At 51.4% G+C, this 17,025-nt stretch carries 14 protein-coding genes; 5 read left to right on the top strand and 9 right to left on the bottom strand.

The features are described 5' to 3' along the window. Positions 1-14 precede the first annotated feature (14 nt). From SJI19_RS12195 to hybO, 5 genes are read right to left on the bottom strand one after another with little or no spacing between them, the layout of a single operon-like run. Positions 15-527, bottom strand: coding sequence for a HyaD/HybD family hydrogenase maturation endopeptidase (locus tag SJI19_RS12195; RefSeq protein ID WP_323478530.1), 513 nt, complete (start codon positions 525-527; stop codon positions 15-17). Next, positions 527-2,221, bottom strand: coding sequence for a hydrogenase 2 large subunit (hybC, locus tag SJI19_RS12200; RefSeq protein WP_323478531.1), 1,695 nt, complete (start codon positions 2,219-2,221; stop codon positions 527-529). The genes SJI19_RS12195 and hybC overlap by 1 nt, the downstream gene beginning before the upstream one ends. Next, a complete protein-coding gene (gene hybB / locus SJI19_RS12205; protein WP_323478532.1) occupies positions 2,199-3,392 on the bottom strand; it encodes a Ni/Fe-hydrogenase cytochrome b subunit in 1,194 nt (397 codons plus the stop codon). The genes hybC and hybB overlap by 23 nt, the downstream gene beginning before the upstream one ends. Next, positions 3,379-4,395: a hydrogenase 2 operon protein HybA gene (gene hybA / locus SJI19_RS12210; RefSeq protein WP_323478533.1), complete on the bottom strand. Its 1,017-nt coding sequence runs from the start codon at positions 4,393-4,395 to the stop codon at positions 3,379-3,381. Before hybA ends, hybB begins: the two co-directional genes overlap by 14 nt. A 2-nt stretch (positions 4,396-4,397) precedes the next feature. Next, complete coding sequence (hybO, locus tag SJI19_RS12215; protein WP_323478534.1) at positions 4,398-5,528, bottom strand: hydrogenase 2 small subunit; 1,131 nt, start codon at positions 5,526-5,528, stop codon at positions 4,398-4,400. 1,092 nt (positions 5,529-6,620) lie between these two features. Between hybO and SJI19_RS12220 the strand changes: the two genes are divergently transcribed. The 4 genes from SJI19_RS12220 (at position 6,621) to SJI19_RS12235 (ending at position 11,437) form a co-directional block, all read left to right on the top strand. Beyond that, positions 6,621-7,961 carry an anaerobic C4-dicarboxylate transporter gene (locus SJI19_RS12220; protein ID WP_323478549.1) on the top strand — a complete coding sequence of 447 codons (1,341 nt, stop codon included), beginning with the start codon at positions 6,621-6,623 and terminating at the stop codon, positions 7,959-7,961. Positions 7,962-8,152: 191 nt separating this feature from the next. Then, on the top strand, positions 8,153-9,829 hold the full coding sequence (locus SJI19_RS12225) for a sensor histidine kinase (RefSeq protein WP_323478535.1): 1,677 nt from the start codon (positions 8,153-8,155) through the stop codon (positions 9,827-9,829). A 4-nt stretch (positions 9,830-9,833) separates the two neighbouring features. Further along, on the top strand, positions 9,834-10,550 hold the full coding sequence (gene dcuR, locus SJI19_RS12230) for a two-component system response regulator DcuR (protein WP_323478536.1): 717 nt from the start codon (positions 9,834-9,836) through the stop codon (positions 10,548-10,550). A 182-nt stretch (positions 10,551-10,732) separates the two neighbouring features. Continuing rightward, positions 10,733-11,437: a DUF2461 domain-containing protein gene (locus SJI19_RS12235; protein WP_323478537.1), complete on the top strand. Its 705-nt coding sequence runs from the start codon at positions 10,733-10,735 to the stop codon at positions 11,435-11,437. 85 nt (positions 11,438-11,522) lie between these two features. Here the strand turns inward: SJI19_RS12235 and SJI19_RS12240 are convergent, their stop codons facing one another. From SJI19_RS12240 to SJI19_RS12250, 3 genes are read right to left on the bottom strand one after another with little or no spacing between them, the layout of a single operon-like run. After that, positions 11,523-12,782 carry a PTS ascorbate transporter subunit IIC gene (locus SJI19_RS12240; protein WP_323478538.1) on the bottom strand — a complete coding sequence of 420 codons (1,260 nt, stop codon included), beginning with the start codon at positions 12,780-12,782 and terminating at the stop codon, positions 11,523-11,525. 30 nt (positions 12,783-12,812) lie between these two features. Further along, the gene (locus SJI19_RS12245) at positions 12,813-13,079 is read right to left on the bottom strand and encodes a PTS sugar transporter subunit IIB (protein ID WP_323478539.1); all 267 of its coding nucleotides are present in this window, start codon (positions 13,077-13,079) and stop codon (positions 12,813-12,815) included. A gap of 13 nt (positions 13,080-13,092) precedes the next feature. Then, positions 13,093-13,542 (bottom strand): PTS sugar transporter subunit IIA, encoded by a 450-nt coding sequence (locus SJI19_RS12250; RefSeq protein WP_323478540.1) that lies wholly within the window; start codon positions 13,540-13,542, stop codon positions 13,093-13,095. Between the two features lie 387 nt (positions 13,543-13,929). Between SJI19_RS12250 and SJI19_RS12255 the strand changes: the two genes are divergently transcribed. Continuing rightward, complete coding sequence (locus SJI19_RS12255; protein ID WP_323478541.1) at positions 13,930-14,943, top strand: LacI family DNA-binding transcriptional regulator; 1,014 nt, start codon at positions 13,930-13,932, stop codon at positions 14,941-14,943. A 79-nt stretch (positions 14,944-15,022) separates the two neighbouring features. On the opposite strand, the gene SJI19_RS12260 is transcribed toward SJI19_RS12255, so the two are convergent. Further along, a complete protein-coding gene (locus SJI19_RS12260) occupies positions 15,023-16,573 on the bottom strand; it encodes a methyl-accepting chemotaxis protein (RefSeq protein WP_323478542.1) in 1,551 nt (516 codons plus the stop codon). Between the last annotated feature and the right edge of the window lie 452 nt (positions 16,574-17,025).

A 17,025-nucleotide genomic window follows, 5' to 3' on the forward strand; every position in this document is an offset into this window, starting at 1 on the left:
GTCCGATCCCTTTATCATAAAAAAGCGTGGTGGGTTAATACGTCATGTGGCGAGCGCGCCACAGTACTTACCCCGTCAGCGGCAAGCAGCGTTAATACCTGTTCCAAGGCCGTGGCCACCGCCCGATTAACCGTTGGGCTCAGGCCGATACCCGGCGCCAGCGACTCGGGTTCAATACCCACCAGCGTCAAACGATTGGGGAACTCATCCGTTAATCGCAGTGCCATCAACACGTCGCACAAACCCAACTGGTGCGGTGATATTTTTTGGGTAAACAACGCCGGCACCTGGTTGTCGTGCAAGAGCACCACCGAGCCCGGCGCGGCGCCGGTACGCACGGCATCCACCACGATCAGGTGCTCGCGTTTGGCCATTGTCTCCATCAGTTCCATGCCGGATGTGCCGCCGTCGAGGGTGTCTACCCCTGATGGCAAACAATAACCCCGCTCCAGCCCTTCCACCACCCTGACGCCCACACCTTCATCGCTGAGCAGTAAATTACCGATACCCAACACCAAAATGTTCATTACAGCACCTTGACCCGAGTCACTTCCGTACCGGTGGTATCAACAATATGCACGGCACAGGACATACAGGGGTCAAAGGAATGGATGGTCCTGACCACTTCCAGCGGTTTGGTGGGGTCAGCGACCGGGGTACCTACCAACGCCCGCTCATATGGCCCAGGCTCATCCTGAAAACTGCGTGGACTGGCGTTCCATGTGGACGGCACTACCGCCTGATAATTGGCGATTTTACCGTCTTTGATCACCACCCAATGCGATAGCATGCCGCGCGGCGCCTCTTCAAACCCAACACCACGGATCTCGCCGGTAGCCGGAAATACCGGTTTCACATAGGTTTGCACATCGCCCTGACCAATATTGGTCACCAGCGCTTGCCACTGTTGTGTCAAGGTTTCGCGCAACACACAGCAGTGAACCGCTCGGCCAATAATCCGGCCGGCGGTAGACGGTAATTGTTGCTCGCTGAGCGTTTGACCACTCAGTTGCCGGTAGCCGGCAGCAATGGCAGCGAAGTGCTGCTGAGTTGACTGATGGCCTGATGCCAGGGCACACAATAACCATGACAGCGGGCCGGTCTCCACGGTCTTGCCATAAAAGGTCGGTGCTTTGACCCAAGAGTATTTACCGTCGTCCTGCCAGCCGGTATAGTTTGGCCGGGTCAGCCCCTCCCAGGGTGCCAGCGGCTGATCGTCTTGATACCACGCGTGCTTGGCGCTCTCCTCAATGCCTTTAAGCAAATAGGGATCGCGGTGATTGGTTATCGGCCGGAAGTGTCCGTCTTGCAAATATCCCCCCGGCAGCAGGAAATGATCGCCAGCGCTGTCTGTGGGCAGCTCAGGCACGCTCAGATAATTGTCAGCCCCTTTGCCTAATGCCAGCCATTGCGGATAGTGGGCGGTAATGACGGCGGTATCGACTTTATACACCTGCTCGATAAAGTCCCCAAGCCGGTCGATAATGCTTTTAAGCAGCATCAAACGTTCCATGTTCAGCACGTTCGGCGCATCCAGATTGATCGGATTGGCCACGCCGCCTACCGCCAGGTTCTGGATATGCGGCGATTTTCCTCCCAGCAACGCCACGATACGCGTCGCATCGCGCTGACATTCCAGCGCTTGCAGATAGTGGGCCACCGCAATCAAGTTCACTTCCGGCGGTAATGCCATGGCCGGATGGCCCCAATACCCGTTGGCGAAGATACCTAATTGGCCGCTGGCCACTAAATCCTTGATTTTTTGCTGTACCCGGCTAAATTCGGCGGCGCTGTTCAGCGGCCAGTCCGATAATCCACTCAATAATGCAGCGGCCTTATGCGGATCGGCCTGCTGCGCGGACAAAATGTCCACCCAATCCAGGGCAGAAAGCTGATAAAAATGGACGATGTGATCTTGAATACTGTGGGCTGCCAGGATGATATTACGGATATACTGCGCGTTGACCGGTACCGACAGATCGAGCGCATTTTCCACCGCGCGCACCGAGGCGATAGCGTGCACCGTGGTGCATACGCCGCAAATACGCTGTACGATAATCCACGCATCACGCGGGTCTTTGCCTTGCAGGATCTCCTCCATACCACGCCACATTGTGCCTGACGACCAGGCTTTTACTACTTTGCCTTGCTCGATTTCGCAATCGATCCGCAGATGTCCCTCGATTCGGGTGATAGGATCAATAGTGATGCGTTGGCTCATGCTCAACCTCTGTTTGGGTGGAAGGGTGTTGCGGCGCGGGCAGCACCGGCAGCAGCCGAATCAATAAAATAAAGGCACAGACCTCTATGGCGATGAAACCCAGAGTGATCAGGATCTCGCTGGCGGTGGGAAAGTAGTGATAACCCCCGCCAGGATTAAACGCCAGTAGCGAGTAGTTCATGCGCCAGAAGGCGGATCCTATCACCATACTCAGCGCGCCGATAAACAGCAGTCGGGCATCACGGCGACAACCACGCAGGCTAAAAATCAGCAGCGGCAGCGACATCAGGACAATTTCGGCCCAGAACGACAGCGCAAAACGATCGAGATGCCAAAGATAGCCGGTTTTATGGCGCCAAATCAGTTCGGCGAATCGCAGCACAATAAATAGCAGCAAGAACACCCGAATAATGCGGGATAAGCGATAAAACAGCGGCGTTTCATCCGCACCCGCTCCGCGCATACCGGCCCGCACCAGCGATCCTTCGAACACCACCATGGAAAAACCCATGATAAATGCAGTCAGTAGCGAGAATAGCGGCAACATTTCATAGCTCTGCCACAGTGGGTGCACCTTGGCACCGGCGACAATCATCAGCGACCCCATGGACGACTGATGCATCATCGGCAACACAGCACCGAGCGCGATCAGGAAGAACATCACTTTATTCAGACGTCGCAGAGGCACCCGCCAGCCAAACCGTTCCAGCAGCGCCGGGGCAAATTCCAATGCCATAACCCCGATATAGATGGTCATACAGACCGCCGTCTCGAACAGCACCGATGAGGTGTTAATATGGCTTGGCATAAAAAAGTACGGCAGATTCCAATAGCGACCCACGTCGATGGTGATAGACAAACCGCCCATGGAATAACCAAACAGGCTGGCCAGCAACGCCGAACGCACCAGTGGATGGTATTCGCCCCGATTAAACACGTAAACCATCCAGGCCAATGCCCAACCGCCGCAGGCCAATCCGGTACCCACCAACAGATCAAATGCAATCCACAGGCCCCACGGATATCCCCCATTCAGGGCGCTTACCGATGCAATGCCGGCAAACAATCGCCGGACGATCAGCATCGCGCACATCACGGCGAATGGCGCCAATAACATCACGGGCCAGCTGACTAGCCGACCACCCAGCGGACGGGCCTTATGCGTCGTCATGTTTATCATCCTTGCCATCATCAGATTCCCGACGGCCGTTGCGATGGACCAAGGTGGTGATACCGGCCAACACAGCCAGTGGCAGCACCATACCCCGGTACAGGGTGTGCTGGAGATGTTCGGAACGCCTACCGGTGGAGTCGGGAGCGAGCGCCGGCAATTCCAGATTGCCGAACGGGACGCCCGTCAGAACCAGCACCTGGGTGCCGCCCCCTTCGGTCTCGCCGTACAGGTGGGGTTGATACGTCGCCACCGCCTGCTCATTGGGATCGCCGGCAGCAAGGGTTTGACGCGGGTAGGCATAGCGGTCACCAGGTTTGAGGCTCAAGCGGTGCCGGGCCTCGTCCAACAGTTCTGCCCGGGTACCGAAAATGATGGCTCCAGTGGGACACACCTCAACACAGCCGGGTAAACCGCCTTGGTCAAGACGTGCCAGACCCTTTTGATTGCACAGTTCACACTTATGAATCTTGCCAAACGGATTGGCGTAATCATACTTAGGGACATCAAACGGGCAGCCCACCATACAGTAACGACAACCGGTGCAGATATCGGCATCGTAATGCACAATGCCGGTACGAGGGTCCTTGGTTAACGCCGACACCGGACACACTGTGACGCAGTTGGGATCGACACACTGCATGCACTGCTTTTTGATATAAGCGTAACCGTTAACCAATTGGTCTTTTTCACTGCCGTTGCCACTGTGCCAAACCTGGATAATATTGTTGGTGTAAGGGCTCAGTTTGTCGTTATTCGACCAGGTCGCGTCACCCGTCGCATAGGGCCCATGCGGGTCGTGCGGATCAGCGAGGGTGGCACTGTTTACCTGTTGGCATTTACTCACGCATGCCTGGCAGCCGATGCAAAGCGTCGAGTCGTAGAGCATGCCCAGTGCGCCGGAAGGTGCTACCAGTGCCGGTACCGCAGCGTGAACGGCAGAATTAACCCCGGCCAACAGCGCACCACCGGTAGCCAGTTTAAAAAAATGGCGACGGTTCATGGCTACTCCTCCCGAGGCGGTTTGGGGGTATCATCGGGGTGCTTTTGCTGGCGTCCCAACTCCCGCACCGTCATCAGGCTCACGCCACCCACCAGGCCAATTAAACCGCCGATCAACCCCACGGCCGTTAGCGACACATCTCCTCCCTCGGGCTTATCGACATCGGGTTTTTCCACTCGTGGCGTGGGATTCGCCACATTGGCCAGTTGCGCGATGCTCTTGGTAAAACCCACGCCCTGTTCATTGCAACCATAACAAGGATGGCCAATGCCGACCGGCCAAATACCGCCGCCCAGATCGTCGAATTGTAGCGTAGAACAATTGCCGTAGGTTTCCGGTCCCTTACAGCCAAGATGGTACAGGCACCATCCCTCGCGGTGGCCGTGGTCACCAAACTGTTTGGCAAACCGGCCGGCGTCGAAATGCGCCCGCCGCTCGCAATTTTCATGGATCAGTCGGCTGTAGGCAAACGCGGGACGGTTATGGCTATCAAGCGCAGGCGGCCGTTGCCAGGTGATAATATGCGCGACGGTGGCCAGGAAATTATGCGGGTTGGGCGGACAACCGGGAATATTGATCACGGTCTTGCCCGGCAGAGCGTCTTGCAAGCTGACGGCGCCAGTAGGGTTTCCCCCAGACGCTGGCACGCCGCCCCAGGCGGAGCAGGATCCGATGGCAATGATCGCCGCCGCATGTTCCGCTGCGGCGCGGATATGCTCAACAATGGGTTTGCCGGCCACCATGCAATAGACCCCACCGTCTTTCAGCGGTATCGAACCATCCACCACTAGAATATATTGGCCTTTATAGCGTTCAATGGCCCGATGTTTGTTCTCTTCGGCCTGGGTACCGAACGCGGCAGACAGCACCTCATGGTACTCCAGGGAGATGACGCTAAGCAGCAAATTCTCAAGCGTAGGGTGGGTGGCGCGTAACAGCGATTCGGTACATCCGGTACACTCTTGGGCACCAATCCATATTACCGGCGGGCGCTGCGGGGAACCGACCGATTTGATCATCTCGGCGGCGGCGTTGCCACTCAAGCCCATAGTGGCGGCCAGCGCGGTGCAAAGCTTCATAAAATCGCGTCGATTAACACTGTGCTGGGTAAGCAGCGAATTATTCTCAAGCATGAGGGAAACACCTTTGTAAAACTGGGGCCAAATATAACGACCTTGTTAAACATCTGTAATCAGCATGGTTCGAATAGAGTTATTTTCATCGAGCAATGTAGAATTATTGTTAGTCTTTTCCGGGTTTATGACATTTTCAATTGAATGCGAATGGCTATTATTTTCACTTTATCAACATTCCTTCGCGTTATTGTATTACATTTTGATGCGTGGGCGGTGATACAGGATGCAAATAAATATTATATTATCTTTAATTAACTAAAATAATCGGATAACCATCCATTATCCGCATCAAATAATACTTGCTGACACATTATCGACAAAAAAGAGGGAATATCTATCCATCGACTCGTATTTTTTCACCCATAATTTGACTTAACCTGCCGAAATCATCTCGCGTTGCGTATATAAACGGATTTATGGCATAGGGTATATACCCGTCATCTGTCGAACCGCAGGCACGTTGGCTGCGCTCAGTCACACGAATCACTTACAAGAGTAAGCTCATTGTGTTCTTTCCCTTGCCGCCTTCCTGCAACTCGAAAGTTATAGGGTATAACTCATCATCACCTTTATCATTTTATGATCGTTACTTTAACAAAAGCCAGTGTTTTTCGAAAATGGATTCTATTACTTTAATTTAAATACTTTCTTTAGTTACTTAACTAATTCAGGCTTTTATACCAGCACGTTATTAATTAAGTGTGATGCATATCACTTATTTATAAAATTATCAGGAAAACAAACCATTCATAGATATAACGCAACGTTCGCCAGAACCATGAGAATATATTAGCACTGCAGCGACCTACATCTGCATCTAACAATATATTCCTAAAAAATGTTGAGGTACGGGCAGGCGGCACGAGGGCGAAATTCAAAGTTTGCTTAAGGGTGAACACACAGAGTCTTCGTACCTGCGATTTTAAAGCTGACAGTTATATACCCAATAGATTTTGAGTTGCCACAAGATGGCCCGCGAATGATTCTCAATGAACTTACACCAGTAAGTGATTTGGGTGAATGCGCAGTCAACGCGCCGGCAACGTGAAAGTTGAAGGGGATAATGATATTTCGTTAATCGAGGATGGTATGGACTTTATTATTCAACTGGCGGTTATTTTGGGCTGCCTGCTATATGGGGCCAAAAAAGGCGGCATTGCGCTCGGCCTATTTGGCGGTATTGGGCTGATTATTCTCGTGTTTGTGTTCCATATCCAACCCGGTAAACCTCCGGTGGATGTGATGTTGGTGATCATCGCTGTGGTCGCCGCGTCCGCTACCCTGCAGGCCTCCGGCGGGCTGGATGTGATGCTGCAAATCGCTGAAAAGCTTTTGCGACGCAATCCAAAATATATATCCATCGTCGCCCCTTTCGTGACGTGTTGCCTGACCATTCTTTGCGGTACCGGCCATGTGGTTTATACCATTTTGCCCATTATCTACGACGTGGCCATTAAGAATAATATCCGCCCCGAACGGCCAATGGCCGCCAGTTCCGTTGGTGCGCAAATGGGGATTATCGCCAGCCCAGTGTCGGTGGCGGTGGTTTCTCTGGTGGCGATGCTAAGCAACGTTACCTTTGGCGGACGGCATCTGGACTTCCTCGATTTACTGGCCATCACCATTCCGTCTACCCTGTGCGGCATCTTGGCCATCGGTATCTTCAGTTGGTTTCGCGGCAAGGATCTGGATAAGGATGAAGTCTTCCAGAAATTTATCTCCGATCCGGAAAACCGGCATTATGTTTACGGCGACACCGCCACCCTGCTCAATCGCAAACTCCCGCGCAAAAATTGGATAGCGATGTGGATCTTCCTGGCGACCATCGCAGCGGTCGCCATTTTGGGCGCGGTGCCCAGTCTACGTCCGGTGTTTGGTGGTAAAGCCTTATCGATGGTGTTAGTGATTCAGATGTGCATGCTGTTTGCGGGTGCGCTTATCGTTATCGCCACCAAAACCAATCCAGCAGAAATCTCGAAAAATGAGGTATTTCGTTCCGGGATGATCGCCATAGTGGCGGTGTACGGCATCGCATGGATGGCGGAAACCATTTTCGGCGCCCATCTGGCAGAAATTGAAGCAAATTTAGGAGCCATCATTAAAGTCCATCCATGGGCTTACGCGCTGGCGCTGCTGGTGGTGTCGAAATTTGTCAACTCCCAGGCAGCGGCACTGGCGGCGGTGGTCCCCCTGGCGCTGGCCATCGGCGTCGATCCGGCGTATATCGTCGCCTCGGCCCCAGCCTGCTACGGCTATTATATTCTACCTACCTACCCCAGCGATCTGGCTGCTATCCAGTTTGACCGCTCCGGCACCACCCATATTGGCAAGTATGTCATCAACCACAGCTTTATCCTGGTTGGGCTTATCGGGGTCGGCGTCTCTAGTGTGATGGGCTGGGTATTGGCGGCGTCTTACGGCTTTTTCTAAAGTATAAGCGCTATCGAACCACGATTTAACCGGTCCATCCGTGCCGCACGATGGACCGGCTGCATTTTAACGTGATGCAGGCCGCACTAATACAGCCTGCGTCATGTGATCAAAGACCCGGGGCATCGAATAGGTTAGGCTTAGGGCATGTCATCAATGGCCCATATGCGTAACTGATGCCGGAAAAAATAATGGTCAGGCAAAAACCCCCGCTTAAACTCAGTTTATCCGTGATATTAATGGTCACCAGTGTCGTGATTTCGGTGCTGCTGGTGGTGCATACGTTGTTTTTCAGGCAAATCAGCCTGTTGGCAGAAAATAATATTCGCGATAAAACCTTTGCCATCGCCCGCACCCTGGCGCTGAACCCGGTACTGGTGAACGGTTTAACCGCCAAAAGCGATCCCGGCGCTATTCAGCGGTTGGCCCAGGTGGTGAATAAACAAGAGGATCTGCTGTTTGTGGTGATAACAGATATGCACGGTATTCGTTACGCCCATCCTACCGCTAGCCTGATCGGCAAGCATTTTATCGGTGATGATATTCTTCCCGCGCTCAAAGGTCGGGAGAATAGCGCCATTAACCAGGGAACCTTGGCCAAAGCGTTGCGGGTATTTACCCCCGTCTACGACAGCGGTCACCAACAGATTGGTGTGGTTGCCATCGGTACCTCGCTGGTCACGGTACAGGCCATTATCAATCACAACCGTTGGAACCTATTGTGGACTGCACTTATCGGTGCCGCTGTCGGCGTCTTGGGTACCGGGCTGCTGGTGAGGGCGCTAAAACGCATTATGCTGGGCTTCGAACCCTATGAAATTTCCCATCTATTCGAAGAGCGTAACGCCATGTTGCAGTCGATTAAAGAGGGGGTGATTGCGGTGGACGCTGATACGCGCATTACCCTGATTAACGACGAGGCCAAACGGTTGTTTAACCAACATCCTCCTGGCGGGCAGCGCCCCGATACTACGGTAGAACCACCGAGCTTAACGCCGGCAACACTGAACGATACATTGCAGATCGGTACCCACGCCGAAGACCCGCAAGGCCGCGAATGGCTGGCATCGTTGCATCTGGGCGACGTGATGCAACGCGGTATCGCCAGACGCGACGAAGAGATCCGGATCAACGGCGGCGTGATGTTGAGCAATACCGTACCGGTGTTGGTCAACGGACAAATTATCGGAGCCATTGCCACCTTTCGTGACAAAACCGAAGTCAGTCGATTACTTGAACGGCTCAGTGGCATGTCCACTTATGCCGATGCATTGCGGGTTCAATCTCATGAATTCATGAATAAACTACATGTCATTTTAGGCATGCTACACTTGAAAAATTATCGGGAACTGGAAGGGTACATTCTAAAAACGGCGAACAATTATCAACATGAAATAGGACTTATCATTCGGATCATTAAATCTCCAGTGATTGCCGGTTTCATTTTAGGCAAAATCAATCGTGCCCGGGATGTCAATATCCCACTGCGCCTCACCGAGGACAGTTGGCTGCCAGATACTGACAACGGTGAAACCACTACGGCGATAATTACCGTACTGGGAAACCTGATTGAAAATGCCATGGAGGCACTGGCCGGTCAGGAAAGTGCTGAAATTACCCTCAGCCTGCATGTGCGCAACGACATGCTGCACTGCACGGTTAGCGATGACGGTCCCGGCATCCCCGAATCGTTGCAGGAAAAAATCTATCAGCGCGGATTTTCCACCAAAGGAAACGGACGCGGTATTGGCCTCTTCCTGGCCCGGCAGAGTGTGGAAAAACTCGGCGGATGGCTGGAATATGAATCGGAACCCGGAGTCTACACCCAGTTCTATGTCACGTTCCCTTATCGGGTAAAAGCGGGATGACATTATGATTAATGTAATGATAGTCGATGATGACGCCATGGTGGCGGAGCTGAATAAATGTTATCTGGAGCAGGTGGCCGGTTTTCGCTGCCTGTATAGTGTATCGACGTTGCAACAGGCACAAAGGTTGTTAACCGAACCAGACCACCCTATTGATTTGGTGCTGCTGGATATTTATATGCAACAGGATAATGGCCTGGATCTACTCCCCACCATTCGTGCCTTCAGCGAGCAAACCGATGTTATTATCATCTCCTCCGCCAGCGATGTGCCCACAGTAAAAAAAGCCATGAAATACGGGGTGGTGGATTATCTCATTAAGCCGTTTCAGTTTGAGCGGTTTGAGCAGGCGTTGATCACCTACCGCCAGGAACTGACATTATTAGACCACCATGAACATGTGGTGCAGGCGGACGTAGATAGTTTACTGCACCACACCAGCACGCCAAGCGGGCATAAAAAACTGCCCAAGGGGCTGACGGCGGTGACATTGCGCACCATCTGCGAGTGGATTGAACAGCATCAGCAGTTGGAGTTTTCTACCGATACCTTAGCCAATGAAATCAAAATTTCCCGGGTATCCTGCCGAAAATATCTGATTTATCTGGCGGAATCCGGCACCCTGCACACCTCTATCTTTTACGGTTCCGCCGGCCGGCCGGCCTATCAATATCGATTGTTATCCGACCAGCTCAGTGCGCTGAGACAGCATTCGCTCTGACGCCAGCCACCGACGACAGTTTCATCCGTCGGTTAGCCGATCCAGCCGGAACCTGGCGGCTATCCTCAGCAATAGCCAGGTCGTGGCCAGGTTAATAAGCAGGGTGGTGCAACGCAACGATTATACCGTTGGAAAGCGCTCGACAACGCGCTACAGTAGGGCTTTTCACTCGGGGGAACGCCGTGCAGCCGTTTATTTTTCAGGGATTTAACCCTGCCGCTCTGGAATTTTTACAACAGATCGTGCGTGAGAACAATAAAGTATGGTTTGAAACGCATCGGGAAATCTATCAGCAAGAATTATTGCAGCCTTTCCGAGCCTTGGTTGAGTTATTAGCCCCAGCCATGTTAGAGATTGACGACGGTTTCGAAATCCGCCCGGCCATTGGCAAAACGTTATCGCGTATGTATCGGGACACCCGTTTTTCCAATGACAAGTCACTTTTTCGTAATCGTATGTGGTTAACATTTAAACGCCCGGCAAAACAGTGGACCGACGCACCGGTATTTTTCTTTGAAATCACGCCAGATTTTTTCCACTACGGATTAGGTTATTACTCCGCTAGCAAAGCCACCATGGATCGTTTCCGTCACCTGATGCTACGCCAGCCAAAGGAGTTTTCCGCGGTTGCCGCGTCTTGCCGCGCACCGTTTGAATTGGTTGGCGAAAGCTACAAACGCCTATTGGTAAAGGATCAGGATCCTACGCTGGCCAACTGGTATAACCGCAAAACCTTTGCGGTAATGACCACTAATACCCAGATAGAAGCACTGTTTTCGGCGCAACTGGCTCAGCACTTAATCAGAGGGTTCCGACAATTGCGCCCGCTGTATGACTTTTTGCTGCGGGTGGAAATGCTCAAATCAATCCCACTAGAGGATTTGTGATCGGGTGTCGACCCAACCAGCGCCCAGTGCTGCCCGAGCGCAGATTGGTGTCATGATGCCCACACCTGGAAATTGGGGCAGGTAGTTAATGAAACAGGGTCATAAATTTACCCAGAGCGATACCTACGATACCAAAGTCCGCATCTCCAAAAGTGGTAGAAGCGGACAGCCCGCCCATAACCGACAATAAGATGGCAGGCAGGAACGAAATGATTAATCCGTTGGCAAACGCGCCGATAATTGCGCCTCGGCGTCCACCCGTAGCATTACCGTAAACTCCGGCCGTAGCGCCGCAAAAAAAATGAGGAACCAGACCCGGAACAATAACGCTTAACCCGAGCATGGGGAAGAAAAACATGCTAATAAGGCCTGCGCAGAAACTGCTTAAAAAACCGATAATGACTGCATTGGGGGCAAAGGGGAATACAGTTGGGCAATCCAATGCTGGACGGGCATCTTTAACCACTTTGTCAGCAATCCCCTTAAAGGCAGGTACGATTTCAGCAATGACCATTCGCACCCCTGCCAAAATAATATAGACACCCGCAGCAAAAGTGATGGCCTGAATAATTGCGAATATAATATAGTTTTGTCCGCCGCTAACCTGGCTTTCAGTAAAGGTTTTACCTGCAATCACCACCAATACAATAAACAGTATCGTCATGGTTAACGCAATGGCAATCGATGAATCATGAAGAAATTTAAGATATTTCGGCACCTTAAACTCTTCAGTGGAACGGCTGTTTTTTCCTACCATCTTACCGACCAGGGCGGCACATAAATAACCGGTTGAACCAAAATGCCCCAATGCAAAATCATCACTGCCCGTTATCTTGCGGGTAAATGGCTGTAGAATAGCCGGAGAGATCACCATCAACGCACCCAGAATCACCGCGCCGACGGTTACCAGCATCCAACCGCCAAGCCCACCGGTAGAGAGGATCACCGCCAACATAGCCGCCATGTACAACGTATGATGGCCAGTCAGGAAAATATATTTAAGCGGGGTAATCCGCGCTAAAACGATATTCATCAGCATACCGAATATCATAATCATGGCGGTGGAACTGCCAAAATTCTTCTGCGCCAAGGCGGCCACAACATCATTATTCGGTACTACACCTTGAATATTAAATGAGTGAACAAACAGTTCACTAAAGCTGGTCAACGTGGTAGCAATAACCCCGGCACCCGCAATCAGAATCAAAAAACCCATAATGGTTTTCAGCGTACCTGATATGGTATCCGAAAACGATTTCTTCTGCAGGATTAAGCCACATAATGAAAATAGCCCGACAAGAATTGCAGGCGTCCCTAATACATCATTAATAATGAATGTAAGCATTGCATGCTCCAAAAATGCGCGACAGTTGAATTACAAATTATTGTCTAAAATTTCTTTTATTTTATTGTTATCCAGAAGATTGCTTAAACCGAAGACATTACGCACACCATCATCCAACCCAGAAATAATATCATTTGAGCCGATATAAATATCCGCGTGTTCAGACTTGGCGGAACTTAAATCAGTATGACTGACGTCTGCTTCCTTCCCTAATTCTTTAATGATTTTTTTGACATTCATTTCCACAATAAAGCTACTGCCTAAACCATTGCCACATACAATCAGAATTTTTTTCATATCAAACCCTTTATCAAAGTGAGTATTTATCAATCAGCGCCTGAATAGCTGAATAATTATCAGCCAACAAGAGCGCCTGTAAATCGGCTTCATCACTGAACAGTTCGGCCAGCCGGGAAATCATCGCCAGGTGCTCATCACCATTTTGTGCGCATAATAAAATCACCACCCGCACCGGATCGTTTTCCTCTGACCCAAAGTCTACCCCTTGACGGATATGGAGTAGTGACAACGCCGGCTGATTCACGCCCTCCTCCGGACGGGCATGAGGCATGGCTAGCCCAGGTGCCAGAACATAATAAGGGCCAATTGCCTCATGTGAAGTGATGATAGCCTGAACATAACCAGAGGTTATTACCCCCTCGGCGAGCAGTGGACGAGCGGAGATATTGATGGCATCACGCCAATCTATAACCTGTTCAACGATGGCGATTCGGTCTCGGGTTAACCATTTTGCCGGCATGACAACCTCTTTTACAGTGAAGATGTCTGGAGTGTAGGCGATATAGAAAGCTAAATTCCGTGATATGAATCGCAAAAGTTAGCGCTAACATTGTAAGTTGAAAAATAATGTTAGCGCTAACTTATGATCTTGAAATATGGATACCCTATAGCTTTTGAGTTGCAGGATGGCGGCAAGGGAGAGAACACGATGAGCTTACTCTTGTAAGTGATTCGTGTGAATGAGTGCAGTCAACGCACCTGAGGTTCGAAAGATCACGAGTATAGTACTCTCAGATAAGAGTAGGTAATCTGCAATGTCGACGCCTGGGCCGGCTGAGATGGCGCAGTTATGGTAAAATCCGCACTTACAGGGTTATTGATCACTTGCCGATAGAGGAAAAACAAGGTGAAGCAGCGTCGCAATTCTGGCAAAAGTACCCTGACGGATGTGGCAAATCTAGCGGGGGTCAGTACCATGACCGCTTCGCGCGCACTTAGGGAGCCGGAAAAAGTCTCGTCCAAATTACGCGAAAAAATTGAGGCAGCGATAAACGAGCTGGGCTATGTTACCAACATTGCTGCCAGTACGCTGGCGTCGTCATCTTCCCGTCTGGTGGCCATGCTGGTGCCGTCATTAACCACACCAGGATGTGCCATGATCTCCGAGTCGCTGCAAACGGTGCTCAGACCAAGAGGTTATGATGTGCTGCTGGCGGAAGATCATTACGCCGGCGGCACACGGCAGATAGAGATGCTGCTGTCGTATAATCCCGCCGCAGTAGTGCAATATCATTATGACAACTCAGAGGAAAATCGGCGGCTGCTGCTTAATGCTGGCATCCCGGTAGTGGAAATTGGCGGTGTCATGCCCGCACCGATAATGATGAGTGTCGGCGCAAATTATGGCTTGGCTATCAAGCAGTTGATTAACGCGCTAGCCAATAAGGGGTTTCGCCATATTGCACTGCTGTGCGCTGCTCATCAGCAAATTATTCACCAACAAATTCTCAGCGGTTGGCACTCAGCCATGCTATCACTTAATCAGTCACCCCATCGCGTGATCAGTTCGTCTCTGCCACCAGAATTCACCACGGGGGAAAAACTGCTGCCAGAGATTTTGTTGAACTGGCCCGAGCTTGATTTGCTGATTTGCACCGCGGATGAGGTAGCCTGTGGTGTTATCGCCGCCTGCCAGGCCAGAGGTATATCAGTACCGGCGCAACTTGCCGTTGCAGGGCTGGGCGGCGGCGCCTTATCCGAAATCTGCTCACCCAAGTTAACCACCATAGCAGTCCCTTACCGCGAAATGGGTGTCTTGGCAGGTAAACATATATGGTCCGCACTTCAGGGGCAGGAGGTTGAGCAAGCGGTGACACTCTCCACCCAGCTATCGATGCGCGCCAGCACCGTGCACCTATAGACTAGGCGCACTCTGCTGGCTGTTACCCCCACGGTGGCGCAGTCTCTATCGTCCAGCGCCTAGTGCTTAGGATGCACCATCACGCATGGGGACGATAAACGTTAACCGCCGCCGCCAGGCGTACCGTACTGTGGGACAGTTCGTCCGCCGACTGAGCATACTGCTCTACCATGTGCGCATTTTGCTGTGTGGTCAGATCCAACTGGCCAATCGATTGGCTTATCAGCGTCAAGGCTTTGGTTTGTTCGTCTGATGAGGTACTGATTTCGCCGATCAAGGTTGCTACCTGCCCTGCCTGCTGGACAATGTTATCCATCGTGTCGCCGGCGTTGCGCACCAGTTTGTCGCCATCTTCGATCCGGTTCACGCTGTTCTCAATCAGATCTTTAATTTCTTTGGCCGCAGCGGACGAACGCTGCGCCAGTAAGCGCACCTCGCCGGCCACTACCGCAAATCCTCTGCCTTGTTCACCCGCGCGTGCCGCTTCAACGGCGGCATTGAGCGCCAAGATATTGGTTTGGAAAGCGATTCCCTCAATTACGCTGATAATATCGACGACCCGACGGCTGGATTCATTGATCGACCCCATGGTGGCCATAACCTGACGCATCTGTGCGTGGCCGTCTTGTGCTGCAAGGCTGCTCATCCCCGCGAGGTCCCGAGTCTCGTTGACGCTATCGGCGCTATTACGCACGCTGGCCACCAGTTCCTCAATGGCGCTGATGATTTGCTGCAGATTATCCCCGGCAAGTTCCGTGCGCTCTTTTAGCTCATGGTTACCCTGCACTATCTCGCTACTGGCGCTATTGATGCCACCAATTTGACCATTAACATCATCGGTGAGCGAACGCAGATTCAGGCCCATCTGGTTGACACTGCGTAGTAGATAACCGAGATCGTCGAGCCGGTTTAACTGCACATACTGCCCCGACTGGCAGGAAGAGAGCCGCTGCGCTTGTGACAAAATCACCTTAATCGGCCTTTCCACCTGCCGATTCAACCACATTGACGTCAGCGCCAGTCCGGCGACGGCGACACCGCAAGACGCCCACGGCCCCAAAGCAAAGAGGGTAGAACCCAACACCGGCAGTCCGCTAGCCACCAGCAGCGCGCCGCGAATGCGTAAACGAAGGGAGAGTTTTTGCATCAGCGACAACGGAGCAAGCCAGCCGGTGCGTACCACCAAACCTCGATACAACGCCAAACGACGGCGTTGGTTTTTACCGGATTTTATCTCTTGGTACAACGCCGTCGCTTGGTTGATTTCTTCACGGGTGGGGGCAACACGTACCGAAAGGTAGCCGGTGGTCTGATCGGCATGGCAAATCGGCGTCGCGTTGGCGCGTACCCAATAATAATCACCATTTTCCCGCCGATTCTTTACCAGGGCCGACCAAGAATGCCCGTCTCGCAACGTTTGCCACATATCGGCAAAGGCTTCCGCCGGCATATCAGGATGTCGGACTATATTATGCGGTTGATTAACTAAATTCCCATAACGATATCCAGACGCAGTAACAAAAGCCGCATTGGCATAATTAATATTGCCTTGCAGATCGGTTGCAGATTGTAATGTCATTGCTCTGTAAACCAAATACTCATTTAGAGTAACGGGATTGTTAATTCTCATCTACACCTCAGTAATTAATAAGAAAATGACACCGGCACTTCATTGTCATCTATTGAATTACTGGTGCGTTGTCTGCGCTCGGTCACCAGAATCATGTAGTTAGGTAAGGCCTAGCATTATCTGACTTGCCGTCTGCCCGGTGACAACTCGGCAGCTATCAGCCATAGGTAAATCGGCAGGATGAGTGGAAAGTTTATTATTAATTTTGGATAAGAGTGATTTAAATTATTTCCACCTTATAAAACCCTTGGTTGTTATCTTATATTACAAATTAGCTACGGCATGATAATAAATGACACTTTTAATACACAAATAAATAAAAAATAACGTTCAATTTTTAATTAGGAAAATACTGAGATCACAAACCTTACTTTTGCAAAATACCCTACAGGTGAACTATTAATGACTTAATCTGGCGAAGTGGACATAATCCGTGCCATGCGTATGCTGTA

Source organism: Acerihabitans sp. TG2 (assembly GCF_035013185.1).
Classification (GTDB): domain Bacteria; phylum Pseudomonadota; class Gammaproteobacteria; order Enterobacterales; family Enterobacteriaceae; genus Acerihabitans.

Excerpts from the sequence above, each read along its gene's own strand:
- SJI19_RS12195 (WP_323478530.1), bottom strand. The coding sequence starts at position 527 with ATGAACATTTTGGTGTTGGGTATCGGTAATTTACTGCTCAGCGATGAA.
- hybC (WP_323478531.1), bottom strand. The coding sequence starts at position 2,221 with ATGAGCCAACGCATCACTATTGATCCTATCACCCGAATCGAGGGACAT.
- hybB (WP_323478532.1), bottom strand. The coding sequence starts at position 3,392 with ATGACGACGCATAAGGCCCGTCCGCTGGGTGGTCGGCTAGTCAGCTGG.
- hybA (WP_323478533.1), bottom strand. The coding sequence starts at position 4,395 with ATGAACCGTCGCCATTTTTTTAAACTGGCTACCGGTGGTGCGCTGTTG.
- hybO (WP_323478534.1), bottom strand. The coding sequence starts at position 5,528 with ATGCTTGAGAATAATTCGCTGCTTACCCAGCACAGTGTTAATCGACGC.
- SJI19_RS12220 (WP_323478549.1), top strand. The coding sequence starts at position 6,621 with ATGGACTTTATTATTCAACTGGCGGTTATTTTGGGCTGCCTGCTATAT.
- SJI19_RS12225 (WP_323478535.1), top strand. The coding sequence starts at position 8,153 with ATGGTCAGGCAAAAACCCCCGCTTAAACTCAGTTTATCCGTGATATTA.
- dcuR (WP_323478536.1), top strand. The coding sequence starts at position 9,834 with ATGATTAATGTAATGATAGTCGATGATGACGCCATGGTGGCGGAGCTG.
- SJI19_RS12240 (WP_323478538.1), bottom strand. The coding sequence starts at position 12,782 with ATGCTTACATTCATTATTAATGATGTATTAGGGACGCCTGCAATTCTT.
- SJI19_RS12245 (WP_323478539.1), bottom strand. The coding sequence starts at position 13,079 with ATGAAAAAAATTCTGATTGTATGTGGCAATGGTTTAGGCAGTAGCTTT.
- SJI19_RS12250 (WP_323478540.1), bottom strand. The coding sequence starts at position 13,542 with ATGCCGGCAAAATGGTTAACCCGAGACCGAATCGCCATCGTTGAACAG.
- SJI19_RS12260 (WP_323478542.1), bottom strand. The coding sequence starts at position 16,573 with ATGAGAATTAACAATCCCGTTACTCTAAATGAGTATTTGGTTTACAGA.